Annotated in this window: 13 protein-coding genes and 1 riboswitch; of the genes, 7 read left to right on the forward strand and 6 right to left on the reverse strand. The window is 59.7% G+C overall.

From position 1 onward, the window contains the following. The 3 genes from B145_RS0100005 to B145_RS0100015 all read left to right on the forward strand — a co-directional run. Window positions 1-1641: NAD-dependent malic enzyme (locus B145_RS0100005; protein WP_018604318.1), on the forward strand; the 1641-nt coding region annotated here is incomplete at its 5' end. Window positions 1642-1835: 194 nt separating this feature from the next. After that, on the forward strand, window positions 1836-3746 hold the full coding sequence (locus tag B145_RS0100010) for a sensor histidine kinase (RefSeq protein ID WP_018604320.1): 1911 nt from the start codon (window positions 1836-1838) through the stop codon (window positions 3744-3746). Window positions 3747-3749: 3 nt separating this feature from the next. Continuing rightward, window positions 3750-5093: a sigma-54-dependent transcriptional regulator gene (locus tag B145_RS0100015; RefSeq protein ID WP_018604323.1), complete on the forward strand. Its 1344-nt coding sequence runs from the start codon at window positions 3750-3752 to the stop codon at window positions 5091-5093. Between the two features lie 24 nt (window positions 5094-5117). On the opposite strand, the gene B145_RS23805 is transcribed toward B145_RS0100015, so the two are convergent. Further along, a complete protein-coding gene (locus B145_RS23805) occupies window positions 5118-6698 on the reverse strand; it encodes a mucoidy inhibitor MuiA family protein (protein ID WP_018604325.1) in 1581 nt (526 codons plus the stop codon). Between the two features lie 146 nt (window positions 6699-6844). Further along, complete coding sequence (locus B145_RS0100025) at window positions 6845-7699, reverse strand: endonuclease (RefSeq protein ID WP_211209724.1); 855 nt, start codon at window positions 7697-7699, stop codon at window positions 6845-6847. A 171-nt stretch (window positions 7700-7870) separates the two neighbouring features. Here B145_RS0100025 and B145_RS0100030 point away from each other — a divergent pair, with 171 nt between their 5' ends. The 3 genes from B145_RS0100030 to B145_RS0100040 are packed head-to-tail and all read left to right on the forward strand — an operon-like array spanning window position 7871 to window position 9614. After that, window positions 7871-8425 (forward strand): cytochrome b, encoded by a 555-nt coding sequence (locus tag B145_RS0100030; protein ID WP_018604328.1) that lies wholly within the window; start codon window positions 7871-7873, stop codon window positions 8423-8425. Window positions 8426-8447: 22 nt separating this feature from the next. Beyond that, window positions 8448-9008 carry a YceI family protein gene (locus tag B145_RS0100035; protein WP_018604329.1) on the forward strand — a complete coding sequence of 187 codons (561 nt, stop codon included), beginning with the start codon at window positions 8448-8450 and terminating at the stop codon, window positions 9006-9008. A 39-nt stretch (window positions 9009-9047) separates the two neighbouring features. Continuing rightward, window positions 9048-9614, forward strand: coding sequence for a YceI family protein (locus B145_RS0100040; protein WP_018604330.1), 567 nt, complete (start codon window positions 9048-9050; stop codon window positions 9612-9614). A 160-nt stretch (window positions 9615-9774) separates the two neighbouring features. Here the strand turns inward: B145_RS0100040 and B145_RS27065 are convergent, their stop codons facing one another. The 4 genes from B145_RS27065 to B145_RS28475 form a co-directional block, all read right to left on the reverse strand. Further along, window positions 9775-11208 (reverse strand): PAS domain-containing sensor histidine kinase, encoded by a 1434-nt coding sequence (locus B145_RS27065; protein ID WP_018604331.1) that lies wholly within the window; start codon window positions 11206-11208, stop codon window positions 9775-9777. Further along, complete coding sequence (gene ercA, locus B145_RS0100050) at window positions 11195-12352, reverse strand: alcohol dehydrogenase-like regulatory protein ErcA (RefSeq protein ID WP_018604332.1); 1158 nt, start codon at window positions 12350-12352, stop codon at window positions 11195-11197. Before ercA ends, B145_RS27065 begins: the two co-directional genes overlap by 14 nt. A 30-nt stretch (window positions 12353-12382) precedes the next feature. Then, window positions 12383-13804, reverse strand: coding sequence for a carbonic anhydrase (locus B145_RS0100055; RefSeq protein ID WP_018604333.1), 1422 nt, complete (start codon window positions 13802-13804; stop codon window positions 12383-12385). 73 nt (window positions 13805-13877) lie between these two features. Further along, window positions 13878-14486 carry a hypothetical protein gene (locus tag B145_RS28475; RefSeq protein ID WP_018604334.1) on the reverse strand — a complete coding sequence of 203 codons (609 nt, stop codon included), beginning with the start codon at window positions 14484-14486 and terminating at the stop codon, window positions 13878-13880. Window positions 14487-14604: 118 nt separating this feature from the next. Further along, a riboswitch (TPP riboswitch) is annotated at window positions 14605-14706 on the forward strand. Window positions 14707-14769: 63 nt separating this feature from the next. On the opposite strand from B145_RS28475, the gene thiC reads away from it, so the two are divergent. Further along, window positions 14770-16683: a phosphomethylpyrimidine synthase ThiC gene (gene thiC / locus B145_RS0100065; protein WP_018604335.1), complete on the forward strand. Its 1914-nt coding sequence runs from the start codon at window positions 14770-14772 to the stop codon at window positions 16681-16683. Window positions 16684-16776 lie beyond the last annotated feature (93 nt).

Consider the following 16776-nt stretch of genomic DNA (forward strand, 5'->3'; position numbering starts at 1 on the left):
ATCCTCGAAAACCCGCTGCTGAACAAAAGCACCGCCTTCACACTCGAAGAGCGTGACGCGTTCCACCTGCATGGGCTGCTGCCGGACCACATTGAAAGCCTGGAAGACCAGGTACAGCGCCGTCTGGAATGCGTGCGGGCCCTGCCGAGTGATCTGGACCGCTATGTCTTCCTGCGGGATCTGCAAGACACCTGCGAGACACTCTACTTCGCACTGATCACCGAACATCTGGAAGAGCTGCTGCCAATCATCTACACCCCCACCGTGGGCGCAGGCTGCCAGCAGTTCAGCCACATCTACCGTCGTCCGCGTGGGCTGTTCCTGAGCCTGCCGAACAAGGATCGTCTGGATCAGATTCTGGCCAACCCGCGTTTTGACAACGTCGAGTGTATCGTCGTCACCGATGGTGAACGTATCCTCGGTCTGGGGGACCAAGGGGTGGGCGGTATGGGCATTCCCATCGGCAAGCTTGCGATCTACTCGGGCTGCGGCGGTATTGATCCGTCGACCACGCTGCCGATCACGCTGGATGTGGGCACCAACAACGAAGAACGTCTGGCTGACCCGCGCTACATTGGCTGGCGCCATGAACGCGTGCGTGGTCAGGAATACGATGACTTCATCGAAGCCTTCGTGGCCGCCGTCCACAAACGCTGGCCGAAAGTGCTGCTGCAGTGGGAAGACTTCCACAAGAACAACGCCAACCGTCTGTTGGACCGTTACCGCGACCGCCTGTGCACCTTCAATGACGACATCCAGGGCACCGCTTCGGTTGCGACCGGCACCTTGTTGTCCGCCATCCAGATCACGGGTGTAGCGCTGACCGAACAACGCATCGCCATCCTCGGCGGTGGTTCAGCCGGCATCGGCATTGCTGATCTGATCAAGCACGCCATGGTTGAAGCTGGCCTGAGCGAAGAAGAAGCCCGCAAGCGCTTCTACATCGTTGGCCGTCATGGCCTGGTGACCGAACAGACCCCGAACCTGGAAGCCTTCCAGAAGGCCTACACCCAGGACAGCGCCCTGCTCAAGAGCTGGAAGCTCGACAGCGCCGACAAGGCCATGCTGCTCGACGTGGCCCGTAACGCCAAACCCACCGTACTGGTTGGCGTTTCTGGTCAGGCCGACTCCTTCAGCGAAGAGATCATCCGCGAAATGGCCCGCCATGTCGCCCGCCCGATCGTCTTCCCGCTCTCCAACCCCACCTCCTGCGTCGAAGCCCAACCGGCCAACATCGTGCGTTGGACCGAAGGACGCGCCATCATCGGCACTGGCAGCCCCTTTGCCTCCATCGACTACGAAGGCAAGACCCACCACTTCGCCCAGACCAACAACTCCTACATCTTCCCCGGAGTCGGTCTGGCTGCGCTGGCGGTCAAGGCCCGTCGCGTCACCGACGGCATGTTCCTCGCCGCAGCGCGCGCACTGGCGGCCATGTCACCCGCCAAGGACGACCCGCAAGGCAAGCTGCTGCCGCCCTTGAACGACATGCGCAAGGTCTCGGCCAACATCGCCGTGGCCGTGGCCAAGCAGGCCCGTGCTGAAGGGCTGACCGAGGCTTATACCGATGCACAGATCGACGAGCTGATCCAGGCCAAGGTCTGGGCTCCTACGTATCGGCCTTACAAGATTCGCCACTAACAGTGGAACGCCACGATGCGGATGCAGACCTTCCAAGGATTCTGCCCCGCATACGGGCAACAGCAGGCATCCCATCGAACGATCCACCCTCCAAGGTGGGTCGTTTGTTTTTATGTGGCCGCGCAAAAAACTGCGCCTGAACGGGTTCTGATACTATCGCCGGAAAGGTAATCCTCCCACCTAAAAATCCGTTCATGGAACAAAGCCGTGAGCGGTTTCGATCTATCCATCTGCCCATGCGTATCGTCATCCCTCCCCTGCTGGTTCGTGCGGTGAACCTGCTGCTCTTCAGTGCCGTGGCGCTGGGGGCAGGCTATGGGGCGTATCGCTGGAGCGAGGCGCGGGAGTACACGGCTCTGCAGCAGATGGGCAAACACAGGCTTGATCTGTATGCCGCAAGCCTGGATCGGGAGATTGAGAAATACGCCTATTTCCCCAACACCCTGGGCCTGGAATCCAGCGTGTTGGAGATGCTGCGTCACCCTGGCGACAAACCTCTGGTGGGAGAGGTCAATCGCTATCTGGAGCAGCTCAATTCCCGTGCCGGAACGCTTTCGATCTATGTGCTGGACCGCAGTGGCAAGGTGCTGGCCACCAGCAACTGGCAACGCCCGGACAGCTTCATGGGCGAAGACCTCTCTTATCGCCCCTACTATCATGACGCCATCAATGAAGGAAACGGACGCTTCTTTGGCGTAGGCACCACGGTAGGGGAGCCGGGTTACTACCTGTCTTCAGCGCTGGGGCGCCCTTCGGACATCCAGGGGGTGGCCGTCGTCAAGGTCGGGCTGGACCTGCTGGAGCATTCCTGGTCGTCTGCCGAAGCGCCGGTACTGGTTGAGGATGAGAATGGCGTTGTCATTCTCTCCTCCATCCCAGACTGGAAGTTCCGCGCCATGCGCCCGCTTGATGCGGCGACCCGGCTTGAATTCGACAACAGCTTCAAATACAACCGGCGCACGCTCACCCCTTTTCCTGGTCGTGCCTTACGCGATCTGGATAGTGACTCGCGCCTGATGCGGCTTGCCGAAGCCCCCAGTTCGGCCAACAGCGCCAAGCCCACGGAAGCTGGCACATTCCTGTCGCAAAGCCGCATTTTGCCGGGCACGGCTTGGCGGCTGACAGTGTTCTCGCATGCCGAACAGGTTGAGCAGATCGCCCGTATTCAAGGTGCATTGGCCACTACCGGAGCGGCTCTGGTGCTGATTTGCCTAGCGATGGCCAACGAACGCCGCCGCCGCACGCGTGACCGCCTTGCCGCACGCGAGGCCCTGCAACGCGCCAATGATGAACTTGAGCGCAAAGTCACCGAGCGTACCGTGGATTTATCCACCGCCAATGAACGTCTGCAGCAAGAGGTGGAAGAGCGCACCCGTGCCGAACGAACGCTACGCAACGCGCAGGACGAACTGGTGCAGGCCAGCAAACTTGCGGTGATCGGGCAGCTTTCCACCGGCATCGCACATGAACTGAATCAGCCCCTGGCAGCGCTTTCCACCCTGTCGCACAATGCCATCCGCTTGCAAAAGCGGGGCGATCATTCAATGGTGGAATCCAACCTGGAACGCATCTGCCAGATGGTTGACCACATGGGGCGGCTGACCAGCCACCTGAAAACATTTGCCCGCAAAACGACCGGGGCGCCACGCGCGGTGGAAGTATCCCAGGCCATCGACAATGCCATTTATGTGCAGGAGCAACGCATCCGCCGCCAGCACATCAGCATAGAGCGGGAAAGCATCCAGGCGGGATTGACCGCGTGGTGCGACCCGGTGCGGCTGGAGCAGGTTCTTATCAACCTGATTGGCAACGCAGTTGACGCGCTGGAAGGGCTTCCTCAACCCCGTCTGCATATCCAGGCCGACCAGCATGGCGCATTCGCCCGCATCCAGATCCAGGACAACGGCCCAGGGCTGGATGAGGACACCTTGCGCCACATGTTCGAGCCGTTCTATACCACCAAGGCGCCGGGCATTGGCCTGGGCCTGGGCCTGTCGATCTCGGCAGGTATCGTCCGTGACTTTGGCGGCACCCTGACAGGCAGCAATGACCCCGAAGGCGGCGCACTATTCACGCTGGATATTCCGGCCCAAGAGAAAGACTGAATCATGACCATGCTGAAACTCCACGCCCTGTTGATCGAAGATGACCCACATGTGCTGTATGGTTGCGAGCAGGCACTCTACATTGATGAAATCGCCTCGGTGGGCGTAGACTCGGCAGAAAAAGCCCTGCGCCTGCTGACCCCGGACTACCCAGGTGTCATCATCAGCGATATTCGTCTACCCGGCATGGATGGGATGGCCCTGCTACGCGAAGTGCATGAACGCGACCCTGATTTGCCCGTGATCCTCATCACCGGGCACGGAGACGTGGCGCTTGCCGTACAGGCCATGAAGGATGGGGCACATGACTTCATCGAAAAGCCCTTCACCCCCGAGGTACTCGTCGACATCACCCGACGGGCACTGGAAAAACGCGCCTTGGTGCTGGAAGTACGCCGCCTGCGCCAACAATTACAGGATCGGGACTTTATCGATCACCGCATCGTTGGCCGAACCCCGGCGATTGAACGGGTGCGGCGGCTGGTGCGCGAACTCGCCCCCACCCATGCCAGCGTACTGATCGAAGGTGAGACCGGCACGGGCAAGGAACTCATCGCCCAGGCGCTGCATGAAGCCAGTGACCGGCGCAAGGGCCATTTTGTGGCCGTCAATTGCGGTGGCCTGCCCGAGAGCCTGTTTGAATCCGAGATGTTCGGCCACGAAGCGGGAGCCTTCACCGGAGCTGCCAAGCGGCGCATCGGCAAGATTGAGCACGCCAATGGCGGCACACTGTTCCTCGATGAAATCGAGAGCATGCCAACGGTCTTGCAGATCAAATTACTGCGTGTTTTGCAGGAGAAAACGCTCGAACGCCTGGGCTCCAACGCCGCCGTACCGGTGGACTGCCGCATCGTGGCCGCCACCAAGGAAGACTTGCGGGCGCTGGCAGACGCCGGGAAATTCCGTGCCGATCTGTATTACCGCCTGAATGTCGCCAGAATCCCCCTGCCGCCGCTACGCGAACGACGGGAGGATATCCCCTTGTTGTTCGAGCATTTTCTGCTCCAGGCCAGCGCCAGCTATGGTCGCCCCACCCCGCAGATCACCCCGGCCCGCATGCGCCAACTCATGAGCCACGCCTGGCCGGGCAATGTGCGTGAGCTGCGGAATGTGGCGGAACTCTGCGTGCTGGGAATTGAGACCGATGCCCCGCCGTTTGGCGATCATCGCACCCCAGACGGGCTTTCGCTGCCCGAGACCATGGACGTGTTTGAGCGCTCCCTGATCCGGGAGTCGCTACGCAAGCATGACGGCAATCTGGTGTTGGCTGCCCAGGCCCTGCAAATCCCCAAGACCACCCTGCGCGACAAAATCCGCAAGCTGGGGCTGGCGGGCGAAGTGCACTAGGCGCCCCACCCGCCAAGTGTATGCCTATGGCAAGCCGTTGATGGCGCTATCCTTGGGCCACACGATCCGGTAATCCACGCTGAAATTCTGCTTGGCGCCGGCGGCGATGCTTTGTTCCCAGGCCACCACACCGGGTTTATCGTCCCAGTTTTCGCGGCTCGGCTTGGGCTGGAATTTGGCTTCCACCTTGATCTGCTCATTGGTGCTTTGCGGCGAGGGTTCGAGTAAGAGCAGGTTGATGGCCTGACGATGGCGATTTTCCACCGTATAGGTATCGGCAATCTGGCGTTCGCTCCGCTGGGTGATCAAGCCACTCTCGGCGCTGTTCTCGCGCACATGGGCCACGCTGACACGCACCAGATCGTCCCGCCCGAAGGGCAGTTGCAGATGCTCACCCGTTTGCGGGTTCCAGTAGGTGGCGCCCACATGGCTGCCATCGCGCAACAACTGGATATTGCCCGCCAGCCATACACCTTCAGGCTGACTGGTTTCCGCTACCAGATAGGCAGTGGTGTCCTGACGCGGTACCACCTGCACACTCAACTTGACCGGTAGTGTCTGGCGCCCCAAAGACACGGTGAGTTTGCGGCCATCGGCAGGCAGACTGACTTGGCCTGGCACTTCGAACTCGGTGGCAAAAGCGCTCTGCACCTCCCTCACATCAAACAGGGGCTCTTCTACTCTGTTCGCCCGCTCTGCCAGCATGGCCTTCGCGGGAGCCGGGGCAGCGGCCATGGCCAAAGGCATGGGGCGGGAGGGCATCAGGATGGATAGGCGCCAGGGGCGCACTTCGCTGCCTTGCGGAGATTGACGGGGTTGGCCAGTAGAGAGTCGCAGGCTGACCTTGCTCCAGTCTTCCCCACTGCTCTGGGCAATCACCGCCTGCCGTTCCAGTTCCACCTTGGCGCCGGTCGAATCCAGCGCTGCACGGTAGGTGGGGCGCCAGCCGGGGCCGTTGACGAGGTAACTCACATGCACGTCCCCTGCCCGATCTGCCGCCAGCCCAATGCTGAGGCGACGACGGGTATCCTGCGCACCACTGCGCACCCGCTCCAGTTCCTGCTGCAGCGCCTGCTTCTGGCGCTCGATCTCGCGTTTCTGCACATCCACCCGCTGGATGCGGGCAAAGGAATCGTTACCCCCCCGGTGGATGGCCTCCAGTACCGCCGCCAGCCCCTTGGCATCCAGCGGTGCAGCCTTGGGGCCGGCCTCCTGTGTGCCCAGACCTTGCAGATACCCCGTGACGAGTTCAGAAGACTTGCGTTCCACGTCCAGCATACCGATCTGGTCGTCGAGTGCCCGGATCTTGGCCACGATCTCCGCCTCACGCCCCCCGGCAGCCTCTGTCCCGCTCACATCCTGCACGCTCAACTCGCCAATGCGAATCCCGTTGTCCGCTTCAACCCGGATGGTCTGCACATCAAAATTCGCAGGCAGCCCCCCGATCTCCAGGCGTGTGGCGCCGGCTGCCACGTGCGCAACACGCTCTACGGCCGCGCTCCCCGGATACAACGTCACCCGTGCAATGCGCGAGGCTTCATCGGCATGTGCTGCCGCGCCCCCTGCCAAAAGCACGGTTACGATCAAGAATGTCTGAATCTTCATGAGCTTGCCCCTCCTGTCTGATCCGCTCAAAATATTAGCAGCATGGGCACGGGCAGCATGGGCTGCCGATACCTTCGTCCACAATGAAACGAATGGCCTTGCCAAAAGGGGTTACGCCCTGTGAGACGCTGCCTCGAAACACCGCATCAGGCAGCACCGCACACCTTGGCCAGCCGCGCGGCGTCTTCAACCAGCGGGTTACCCTCGCCCTGGAAGCGTATGACCTGCTTATCCCGCGCGCGTTCCCAAGTATCCACCGGATAGGTCTTGGCCCAGGCGCACCAGAGTTTGCGATCCTGGTCACTCATACTCAGGGCATAGCGCGTATGCATATACAGGCTGGCGCGCCCCAGGCGGCCTCGTGCTTCCTCACGGGGCTGGAAACGCCGGGTCATGAAGTCCGGCACACTCATGCATCGGCCATACACCGGCTCGGGCGTGCGCGTCCACACTCCATAGTTCATGTTGCTGCGATCCCCGTTGACCTCGCCCACCGAGGGCATCAGGTTGTTCAGGTCCCCTTCCATCATGTCAAACAGGGTATCGTGGCCGCTGCAATTCTTGCGCCCCCCGTTTTGCCAGCACTGGCGCTGGGAGCCAAAATGCTCGGCTGGCACCACGTGTTCCCATTCCAGGCGCGATGCACGCTGGGCATTCTTGCGGGGAACATAGCCGCAGGATTTCAGATTCACGCTCTTGCCGGAATACTTGCAGCCACAGTAGATGTCTTCTTCCAGCCCTTTATAGACCAGGGGCAAAACCTGTTTGGCGGTATCGAAATCACGATGCCCCACCTCTTTCTTGCCTTTTACCAGAGGCTCAGTCTTGACGGAGCCCTGCTGCTTTTGAGCCGTGGCACGCTCCATCTCCTTTGCCAGCTTTTTGGCCGCCTGCTCAAGCTGCCGGGCAAGCTTCTTATCCTCCTTGTTACACCCCACCAAAGTCAGCGCCAACATCAGACAAGCCACCAGGGACACACCGCGCATCTCAGACACTTTCATTGAAACAGGTTGGCAACGCTACCTGCAGCGCGCACTTGCAAGCAAGTGCGACAGATAAACGTGCAAATAGATTCTTGCGCATTCAGCAACAATCATTTGCACAGAACCAGATTTATCCTTTCTTCGGCCCTCTATAAAGTTCATACCGTCCCCACTCGGAATACAGGCATCATGACGAATCCTTCCTCCCCCAGCACTTATACCGGCCCCGCACGCAGCCTGCATTGGCTGGTGGGCCTGGGGATGCTCGCCACGTTCGGAGTGGGCATCTACATGTCTGATCTGCCCTTCTCACCCACCAAGCTGCAGATTTATTCCTGGCACAAGTGGGCGGGCGTCACCCTGTTCCTCCTCTCGGTCATCCGTCTGGCCTGGCGCCTGACCCATCAGGCTCCGGGCGCCGTGGCCGGAATACCCGCCTGGCAACATACTGCCGCCGAGTGGATGCATCGCATTCTGTACGTGCTCATGTTCGCCATCCCCTTGAGTGGCTGGCTGATGAGTTCGGCCAAAGGCTTCCAGACCGTGTATTTCGGCCTGCTGCCCCTGCCTGATCTAGTCGCCAAGAGCAAGGATTTGGGCGACATCCTGGGAAAAGTCCACGGCAGCCTGAACCTGCTGATGGTCACCCTGGTCGCCCTGCACGCCGCCGCAGCGATCAAGCATCACCTGATCGACCGTGACGAAGTGCTGGTCCGCATGCTGCCGTTTTTGAAAACCCGTTGATTTCCCTCCCCCGAGCATAAACATGAAAAAACTGATCGCATTTGCCGCATTGGCCGTACTCGGCGCGGGTTCGGCCCAGGCCGTGGAGTACAACCAGGTTCTGAACGACAAGAGTGCCCTGGCCTTCACCTACAAGCAGATGAATGTGCCCATGGAAGGCAGTTTCAAGCGCTTTCGTGGTCAATTGAGTTTTGACCCGGCCAAGCCCGCTACAGCCACGGCGCAATTCCAGATTGAAGTCGCCAGCATTGATACCGGCTCTGCCGAGGGCAATGACGAAGTGGGCGGCAAGCTGTGGTTCAACAGCAAGGCCTTCCCGACCGCGCAATTCGTTTCCACCGCCATCAAACCGCTGGGCAACAACCGTTTTGAAGTCAGCGGCAAGATGACCATCAAGGGCAAGACGCTGGACGTGAGCACCCCGGCAAGCTTCCGCCAGGATGGCGCGAATGCAGTGTTTGAAGGCGGCTTCGTCCTCAAGCGCGCCGACTATGCCATTGGCGAAGGCGTATGGGCCGACTTCGGTACCGTTGCCAATGAAGTGCAGATCAAATTCCGCCTGACCGCCGCTCCCAAAAAATAAACCTCCAACCCCAACAGCCAACCTGACAGGAACACACCCATGAAGAAAACCGTGATCGCCCTCGCACTCTCTACTGCGGCCATGACTGCCTTTGCCGCGCCCGAGACCTACTCCATCGACCCGACGCACACTGCACCGCGCTTTGAATACACCCACATGGGTTATTCCACCCAAGTACATCGCTTCGACAATACCAGCGGCAAGGTGGTAATTGACCGCGAGACCAAGACCGGCTCAGTGGATGTGAGCATTGATGTCAAATCGGTCAACACCGGTTTCGCAGTATTCAACGGACATTTGCAGGGTGAAGACTTCTTTGATGCAGCCCAGTTCCCGGCAATCACGTTCAAATCAACCCAGGTGAAATTTGAAGGCGACACCCCCAAGGCCGTCGACGGCATACTCACAATCAAGGGTGTATCCAAACCAGTCACCCTTGCGCTCACTTCCTTCCATGCAGCCCCGAATGGCATGCTCAAAAAGGATGAGATTGGCGCCAACGCGGTGGCAAAAATCAAGCGCTCTGAATTCAATATGGGTAAATACGTGCCTTACGTTTCGGATGATGTCACCCTGTCGATCAGCGTGGAAGCCATCAAGGACTGATCTGCGCCATTCAGAATAGGCCCACGATTGTGGGCCTATTTATTTGGTGCGGACCGGAAACACCACCTCTCAAGAACCGTACTGGCTAGGTACGCCGACGCAGACAGTACAGGTGGTATAGCAAGGCGGCGCAACAACGCCAGATGCATTTTGTGGCTTCTTACTCTGATTCTGGTTCAGAAATCTTGCTGGCGACCAAGGGCAGGTTGAGGAAGAATCGCGCGCCTTCCCCCGGCGTGCTTTCCAGGCGCACCGTGCCGCCCAATGCCCCCGTCACCAAGTTGTACAGGATGTGCAAACCCAGGCCACTGCCACCTTGCCCAAGTTTGGTGGTAAAGAACGGATCAAACACGCGTGGCAGGTGTTCAGGTTTGATGCCACAGCCATTGTCGGCAAAAACAAGTTCAACCCGATCTGCCTCGGTACTCGCGGAAATGGTGATCACTCCACTTTGCCTATCCTCAAATCCATGCTTGAGAGCATTGTTGAGGAGGTTGCCGATCACTTGCCCCAGCGGACCGGGATAGCTATCCATCATGATGCCGGCAGGAATCTCGTTATGCAGGCACACGCAGGCACGGCGCAGACTTGGCCCCTGCATCAAGGTGGTTTCGTTGATGATTTCATGCAGATCAAATTTGCGCCGTCTGGAACTGGTCTGATCCACGGCAAGCTCCTTGAAGCTTGCGACCAGTTCGCCCGCCCTGTTCAAGCTGGAGAGCAGGCTGCCAAACCCTTCGCTCAGGTAATCAGTGAATTCGAGCAGGTCGCTTCGGCGCAAGCCTGCTGCAACCTTGGCAGCAAACTCTTCGCGCTTATCCTGCAAGGCGCTGGCCAGCATCAGGCTGTTGCCGATCGGCGTATTCAACTCGTGGGCCACACCTGCCACCAGTGAGCCAAGGGCGGCAAGTTTTTCACCCTGCACGATCTGGTGCTGGGCATTGCGCAGATGTTCCAACAGGGTTGACAGCTCCTGGTTGGCACGTGCCAACTCGTGAGTGCGCCGTTCCACCTTTTCTTCAAGCAGACGATTCGCCTCGATGACCGCCGCTTCGGCACGCTTGCGATCAGTAATATCATGGGTCGTAGTCAGAATACGGCGCTCGCCGCGTATGCTGGCGTACTTAACGGTTACGCCCACCCAGAATTCCGTCCCATCTTTACGCCGGGCAAGCAATTCAAAATACTGGATGTCCGAATTAGTTTGGCTCTCAGTGCCGAACATGGCATCAAGCATGGCATGGGAATCCGGCGCTGCCAAATCTTGCGGAGAGAGTTGCACCGCCTCTTCGCGGGCATAGCCGAACAGATCGGTAAATGCCTGATTGACCTCCAAGACGCGCAAACTCTGCAAATCATGGACGATGATCGCCTCGCCCGATTTGTCGAAGAGTTCCCTGTAATTGGCCTCGCTTTCCTCGGCACGGCGGCGCATGTTCTCCAGCTCTTCCGCTTTGTGCTCCAAGGAACGCTGCGTCGCCTTGAGGGCTTCCACCTGCTGTTGCAGCAGGGGGAAGTAGCTCTTGCGCAAGGCATGCTCTTCCAGGCCGATGATCTGATCCCGAAGCTGGATTTTTTCCTTATCTGGGTTCATCAAGGGCACGCTCGTAGATCAGTTCGATGTCACCCACACTGGGCTGCACAGGGTTGGTGGCCACACAGGGATCATGGAAAGCATGCTGCGCCAGCAAGGGAATATCCTCTTGGCGTACCCCCATTTTCCGCAAACCATGGCCCAAACCAACCGCCTTGCGCAAATTGCACAGTGCTCCGATCAAGGCCGCTTTCTGTGCGTCAGCGCCCACTTCCGGCGGCACACCAAACGCCGCTGCAAGCTGGGCAAAACGCTCTGGAGCCCCCATGTAATTGAACGCCACCACGTATTCCAGTAGCAATGCATTGCACATACCGTGAGGCAGATCCAACAGCCCACCCAGGCTGTGCGCCATAGCGTGGACCAAACCGAGGCTGGCATTGGAAAATGCCAAGCCCGCGAACAGGCTGCCCAGCATCATCGGGTCACGATGGTTCATGTCATTCGGGTTCTGGATCGCTGCAGCCAGATTGGCCGGAATCAGTTGCACAGCTTTGAGGGCGTGCAGATCAGTCACCGGGGAACTGGCGGTGGAGACGTAGGCTTCAATGGCATGAACCAAGGCATCGATCCCCGTGGCGGCAGTTAATTCAGCATCCATCGTGGTGGTGGTGCGTGGATCAATCAGGGCCGCATCCGGCACCATGGCCTTGCTGATGATGGCGATCTTGACCTTGCGTGCGGAGTCATTGACGATGGCGAACTGGGAGACATCAGCCGCCGTCCCTGCCGTGGTCGGAATGCAGATCAAGGGCGGGCCGGGCACCCACACCTGGTCTACACCTTCAAAGCTCAGGATGGATTGCCCACTGGTGGCAACGATGCCGATGCCCTTGGCGGCATCCATCGGGCTGCCACCGCCTACGGCCACAATCACATCGCAGCCTTCGGCCAGAAACATGTCGGCCCCTGCCATGATTTCATCATCACGCGGATTGGGGCTCACGCCTACACACAACACGCTTGGGATATTCGCACCACGCAGAGACGCTATGACCATCTCGGCCCAACCTGCGGCAACCACTCCTGGATCGCTTACGACAAGAACCTTCTTCGCCGCAAAGTTGCTGGCATACCGCCCCACCAGATCAAGCGCACCTGCACCCAGCACGAATTCAGGTGCGACATTCTTGCGGATTTCCATGACAGCCTCCTTTGCCCGAGGGAGGAGAAGCTAACGGGACTCCTTGATGACTCTGTCATTGGCCGATTGCACCGGACGGGCGTTGTTGCGATAGAAGCGCGAAAACACCGCAAGCTGCTCATCCGACAACTGCACCGGCTGCTTGAGCACCAGCCACAGCACGCCCTCGCTACAAGGAGGCGTGGTCAAAGACCCCATATAACTGTAGTACTCCCGACGAGTGGGCAACAAATCCTGCACGTTGATCTGTACGGCTGGCGAGTAGGCTTCGTTGCGCTCAAGCGGCAGGTTGTTCCACAGTGTCTGCACCAGGGCATTGGCGCTGCCGCGCTCCACCAATAGTGCCAACACGGCCAAATGGCCGAAAGGGTCTTTGTGCACAAGGTGTATCGACATGGCAAAACCATGTCCCTCCACCCACTCTTCGGATGGCAGATGGAAATGGAATTGCTGCAAGACGTAGCTGCGCCCCATCACGGAGAGTTGAGAGCCCTCACCGTAATTGATCTGGATGGAGTGACCATTATCCATAATGCTGAAGCGTGCAGGTTTGTAGTCGAACACGATTGCTTCCTGATCCACCTTGATGCCATCCCGGATATCAATGGGGGATTGCCGCGTACCCTTGGCGCAGGCGGCATAGTCGGGTTGGATTGATCCCCAGGCCTGTGGCCCGGTCGCGCCTTCATAACTCCAGGCGCCGTGCCCACCCTCTACGTGGGCGCCCGCAGCCGCAGGAGTTTTATGCCCGGCAGGCACAGTGCCACGCAAGGCAGGCAGCATCTGTGCCTGGGCCTGCCGGATGGAGACCGGCAAAGCGGCATAGCCTGAGCCTGGTTTTACGGAGCCCCCGGCATCTTTCCTGTCTACGGGCTTGTTGAGCGGGGTGTCCGAGTCGGACTCGGCTTTGACGAGCTGGACATCGGCGCGACGAAAGGGCCGGGGATCATCCCCATTGCCCTTGCGCACCTGCTCGGCCCGCCGGGCTGCCTCGGCGGCCAGATTGCGCAAATCTGCCACGCTGGCGGCCTTGCTCCCCGGCTTGCTCACAATGACGGGCGCAGGAGCCGGGCAGACTTCGGTGTAGAAGCGCTCATCCACGGTGCCTGGGCGCACGACCGAAGCCTTCTGTTGCTCCAGTGCCTCTTCACGCAAAACATTGTCGTCGCGCGACAGGTAAAGCCGCTTGATCACCGTGAAACTGCGGTTGCTGCAATCGTAGCGGTTGAGCACCCGCAGGGTTTTGTAGCCTGTCAGCTCGGCATGGGCGTCAGAAATCACGATGCGTCCCCAGGCAACCTTGCTGCCGGCATCGGAATCGATAATGCTGGAGCGATCCAGCTCCACACTGCGCAACTTGTCCTTGGCCACAACCAGCCAGTCTGCGCCTTGTGCCAAGGGCAACAGGCACCCAGCCAGCCAGACTACCAAGGCGATTTTCAAACCCCGCATGCAAGTCACCCCATCAGACTCAGCCCATATCTGCATCATAGCGGCCAAACAGGGGGGCAACTTTAATCTCTGGTCACGATCTGTGACGCGGATACGCGCAAGCCCAAGGGAAGACAAAAAACCGATAAAGCCTGGGCAACCCTTCACGCAGCTGGATGCGCCCACCTTCTGTACGCACCAGCCTGGGGTCGCGCACAAACACCTGGACCCTTGCCGAAGGCTGCACCAGCAGGGTATCCGCATCACACTGTATCGCGCCCCCTGCTTCCACACGCACAGCACAGCGTTGCAACCAGGGGAACTCCCTGAGGATCTGGCTGGAGAGTGCCGGGACTGGTTGCGGCTTGCTCACTACAGGGCTTTCCACTGGTTTGCTCACCGGCTCGGCAGGCGGAGCGGCGGGCTTTTCCTCATTTGCCACCTTACCTACCTTGGCCTGGGGTTTCACCGTAGCGGGAGGCGCTTTGCCCGAAGGATTTGCAGGCTTGGATAGATTCAGCACGGCGCGGGGCTGCGGGATGCTGTCTTCGGTATCCACGGGCTGGGCACTGGGCGTGGTGGCCTGCACCGCCGGTTGCGCAACCCGCTCTTCCACGGGCTCCTCCACACATCCCGCCACAACCCCCAGCATCGCCAGAGCGGGCAACAAACCACCAACACAGGAATGCACAGGCTGCCGCATGACTCAAAAGCCTTCTTCCACAACACTTTCCATATATACCTGATCACCACGCACTTTGCCGTCTCAGCCCGACGTACAGGCAGGCATTGCCAGCGAGCGCGCTTTTCAGTAAGGTGCAGGCATTCGCTGGGGGTCTGTTGGTGCGTGCGCCAATAGTGAGAAACACCCTTGGAACCTGATCCGGGTCATACCGGCGGAGGGAAAGCGAAGCGCACACTGCCCCAGGTGTGTGCCTTGATGCTTCCGTCCGCTTGTCACGCCCCCACACAGAGGACGCATCACCATGAACAGCAAAGACCAATTTCACGCCGCCAGTGCCCATGTCGACGAGGCTGCCGTCGCTCCCCTGCCCAATTCGCGCAAGGTTTTCCTGCCTGGCTCCCGCCCAGACATCCGCGTGCCCATGCGTGAGATCACGCAGGCCGACACCCCCACCGCCTTTGGTGGCGAGAAGAACCCGCCGATCTACGTCTATGACTGCTCCGGCCCCTACACCGACCCGAGCGTGAAGATCGACGTGCGCTCCGGCCTCACGCCGCTGCGCGCCGCCTGGATCGAAGAGCGTGGGGATAGCGAAGTGCTGCCCCATCTGAGCTCAGAATACGGGCGCACCCGCGAAGGCGACCACAGCCTGGACGAACTGCGCTTCAACCTGCAGCGCAAGCCGCGCCGTGCCAAGGCCGGGGCCAATGTCACGCAAATGCACTATGCCCGCCGTGGCATCATCACGCCGGAGATGGAATTCATCGCCATCCGCGAGAACCTGAACCGCGCCGCCTATATTGAGTCACTCAAGGCGACCGGCCCGAATGGCGAGAAGATGGCCGCCTTCATGGGCCGCCGCCATCCGGGGCAGAATTTTGGCGCCGCCATTCCCGATGTGATCACCCCGGAATTCGTGCGTGAAGAGGTAGCCCGTGGCCGCGCCATCATCCCGGCGAACATCAACCACCCGGAATCCGAGCCGATGATCATCGGTCGCAACTTCCTCACCAAGATCAACGCCAACATTGGCAACAGCGCGGTGTCCTCCTCCATTCAGGAAGAAGTGGACAAGCTCACCTGGTCGATCCGCTGGGGCGGCGACACGGTGATGGATTTGTCCACCGGCAAGAACATCCACGAAACCCGGGAATGGATTCTGCGTAATAGCCCGGTGCCCATTGGTACGGTGCCCATCTATCAGGCGCTGGAAAAGGTTAACGGCAAGGCCGAAGACCTGACCTGGGAAATCTTCCGTGACACGCTGATCGAGCAAGCCGAACAGGGCGTGGATTACTTCACCATCCATGCCGGTGTATTGCTGCGCTACGTGCCGATGACCGCCAACCGCATGACCGGCATCGTCAGCCGGGGCGGCTCGATCCTCGCCAAATGGTGTCTCGCGCACCACAAGGAAAACTTCCTCTACACGCATTTCGAGGACATCTGCGAAATCATGAAGGCCTATGACGTTGCCTTCTCGCTGGGCGATGGCCTGCGCCCCGGTTCCATCTGGGATGCCAACGACGAAGCCCAGCTGGGCGAGCTCAAGACACTGGGCGAACTCACCGAGATCGCCTGGAAGCATGACGTGCAGGTCATGATCGAAGGCCCCGGCCACGTGCCGCAGCAATTGATCAAAGAGAATATGGATTTGGAATTGGAGTGGTGCAAGGAAGCGCCCTTCTACACACTCGGCCCGCTGACTACCGACATTGCCCCCGGCTACGACCACATCACCAGCGCGATTGGCGCGGCGCAGATCGGCTGGTATGGCTGTGCCATGCTGTGCTACGTCACCCCGAAGGAGCATTTGGGCCTGCCGAACAAGGACGACGTGAAGGCCGGGATCATCGCCTACAAGATCGCCGCCCATGCCGCCGACCTCGCCAAGGGCCACCCGGCGAGCCAGATCCGTGACAATGCCATGAGCAAGGCGCGCTTTGAATTCCGCTGGGAGGACCAGTTCAATCTGGGGCTGGACCCGGACACCGCCCGCAGCTACCACGATGAAACCCTGCCGCAGGAAGGCGCCAAGGTCGCTCACTTCTGCTCGATGTGCGGGCCGCATTTCTGCTCAATGAAGATCACGCAGGACGTACGCGACTTCGCCGCCGCACAAGGCATCAGCGAAGAAGCCGCCCTGAAAAAAGGCATGGAAGTGAAATCAGTGGAATTCGTGAAGACCGGCGCAGAGGTTTATCACAAGGTCTGATCCACAATAGCGTTTGCTTGCCGGACCATGCTGATTGCATTACCCGGCAAGCCGTCATCTTGAAACCGCGCCGCACGAGCAGGCGCCAAGGAG

The organism is Uliginosibacterium gangwonense DSM 18521 (assembly GCF_000373965.1).
Taxonomy (GTDB): Bacteria; Pseudomonadota; Gammaproteobacteria; order Burkholderiales; family Rhodocyclaceae; genus Uliginosibacterium; species Uliginosibacterium gangwonense.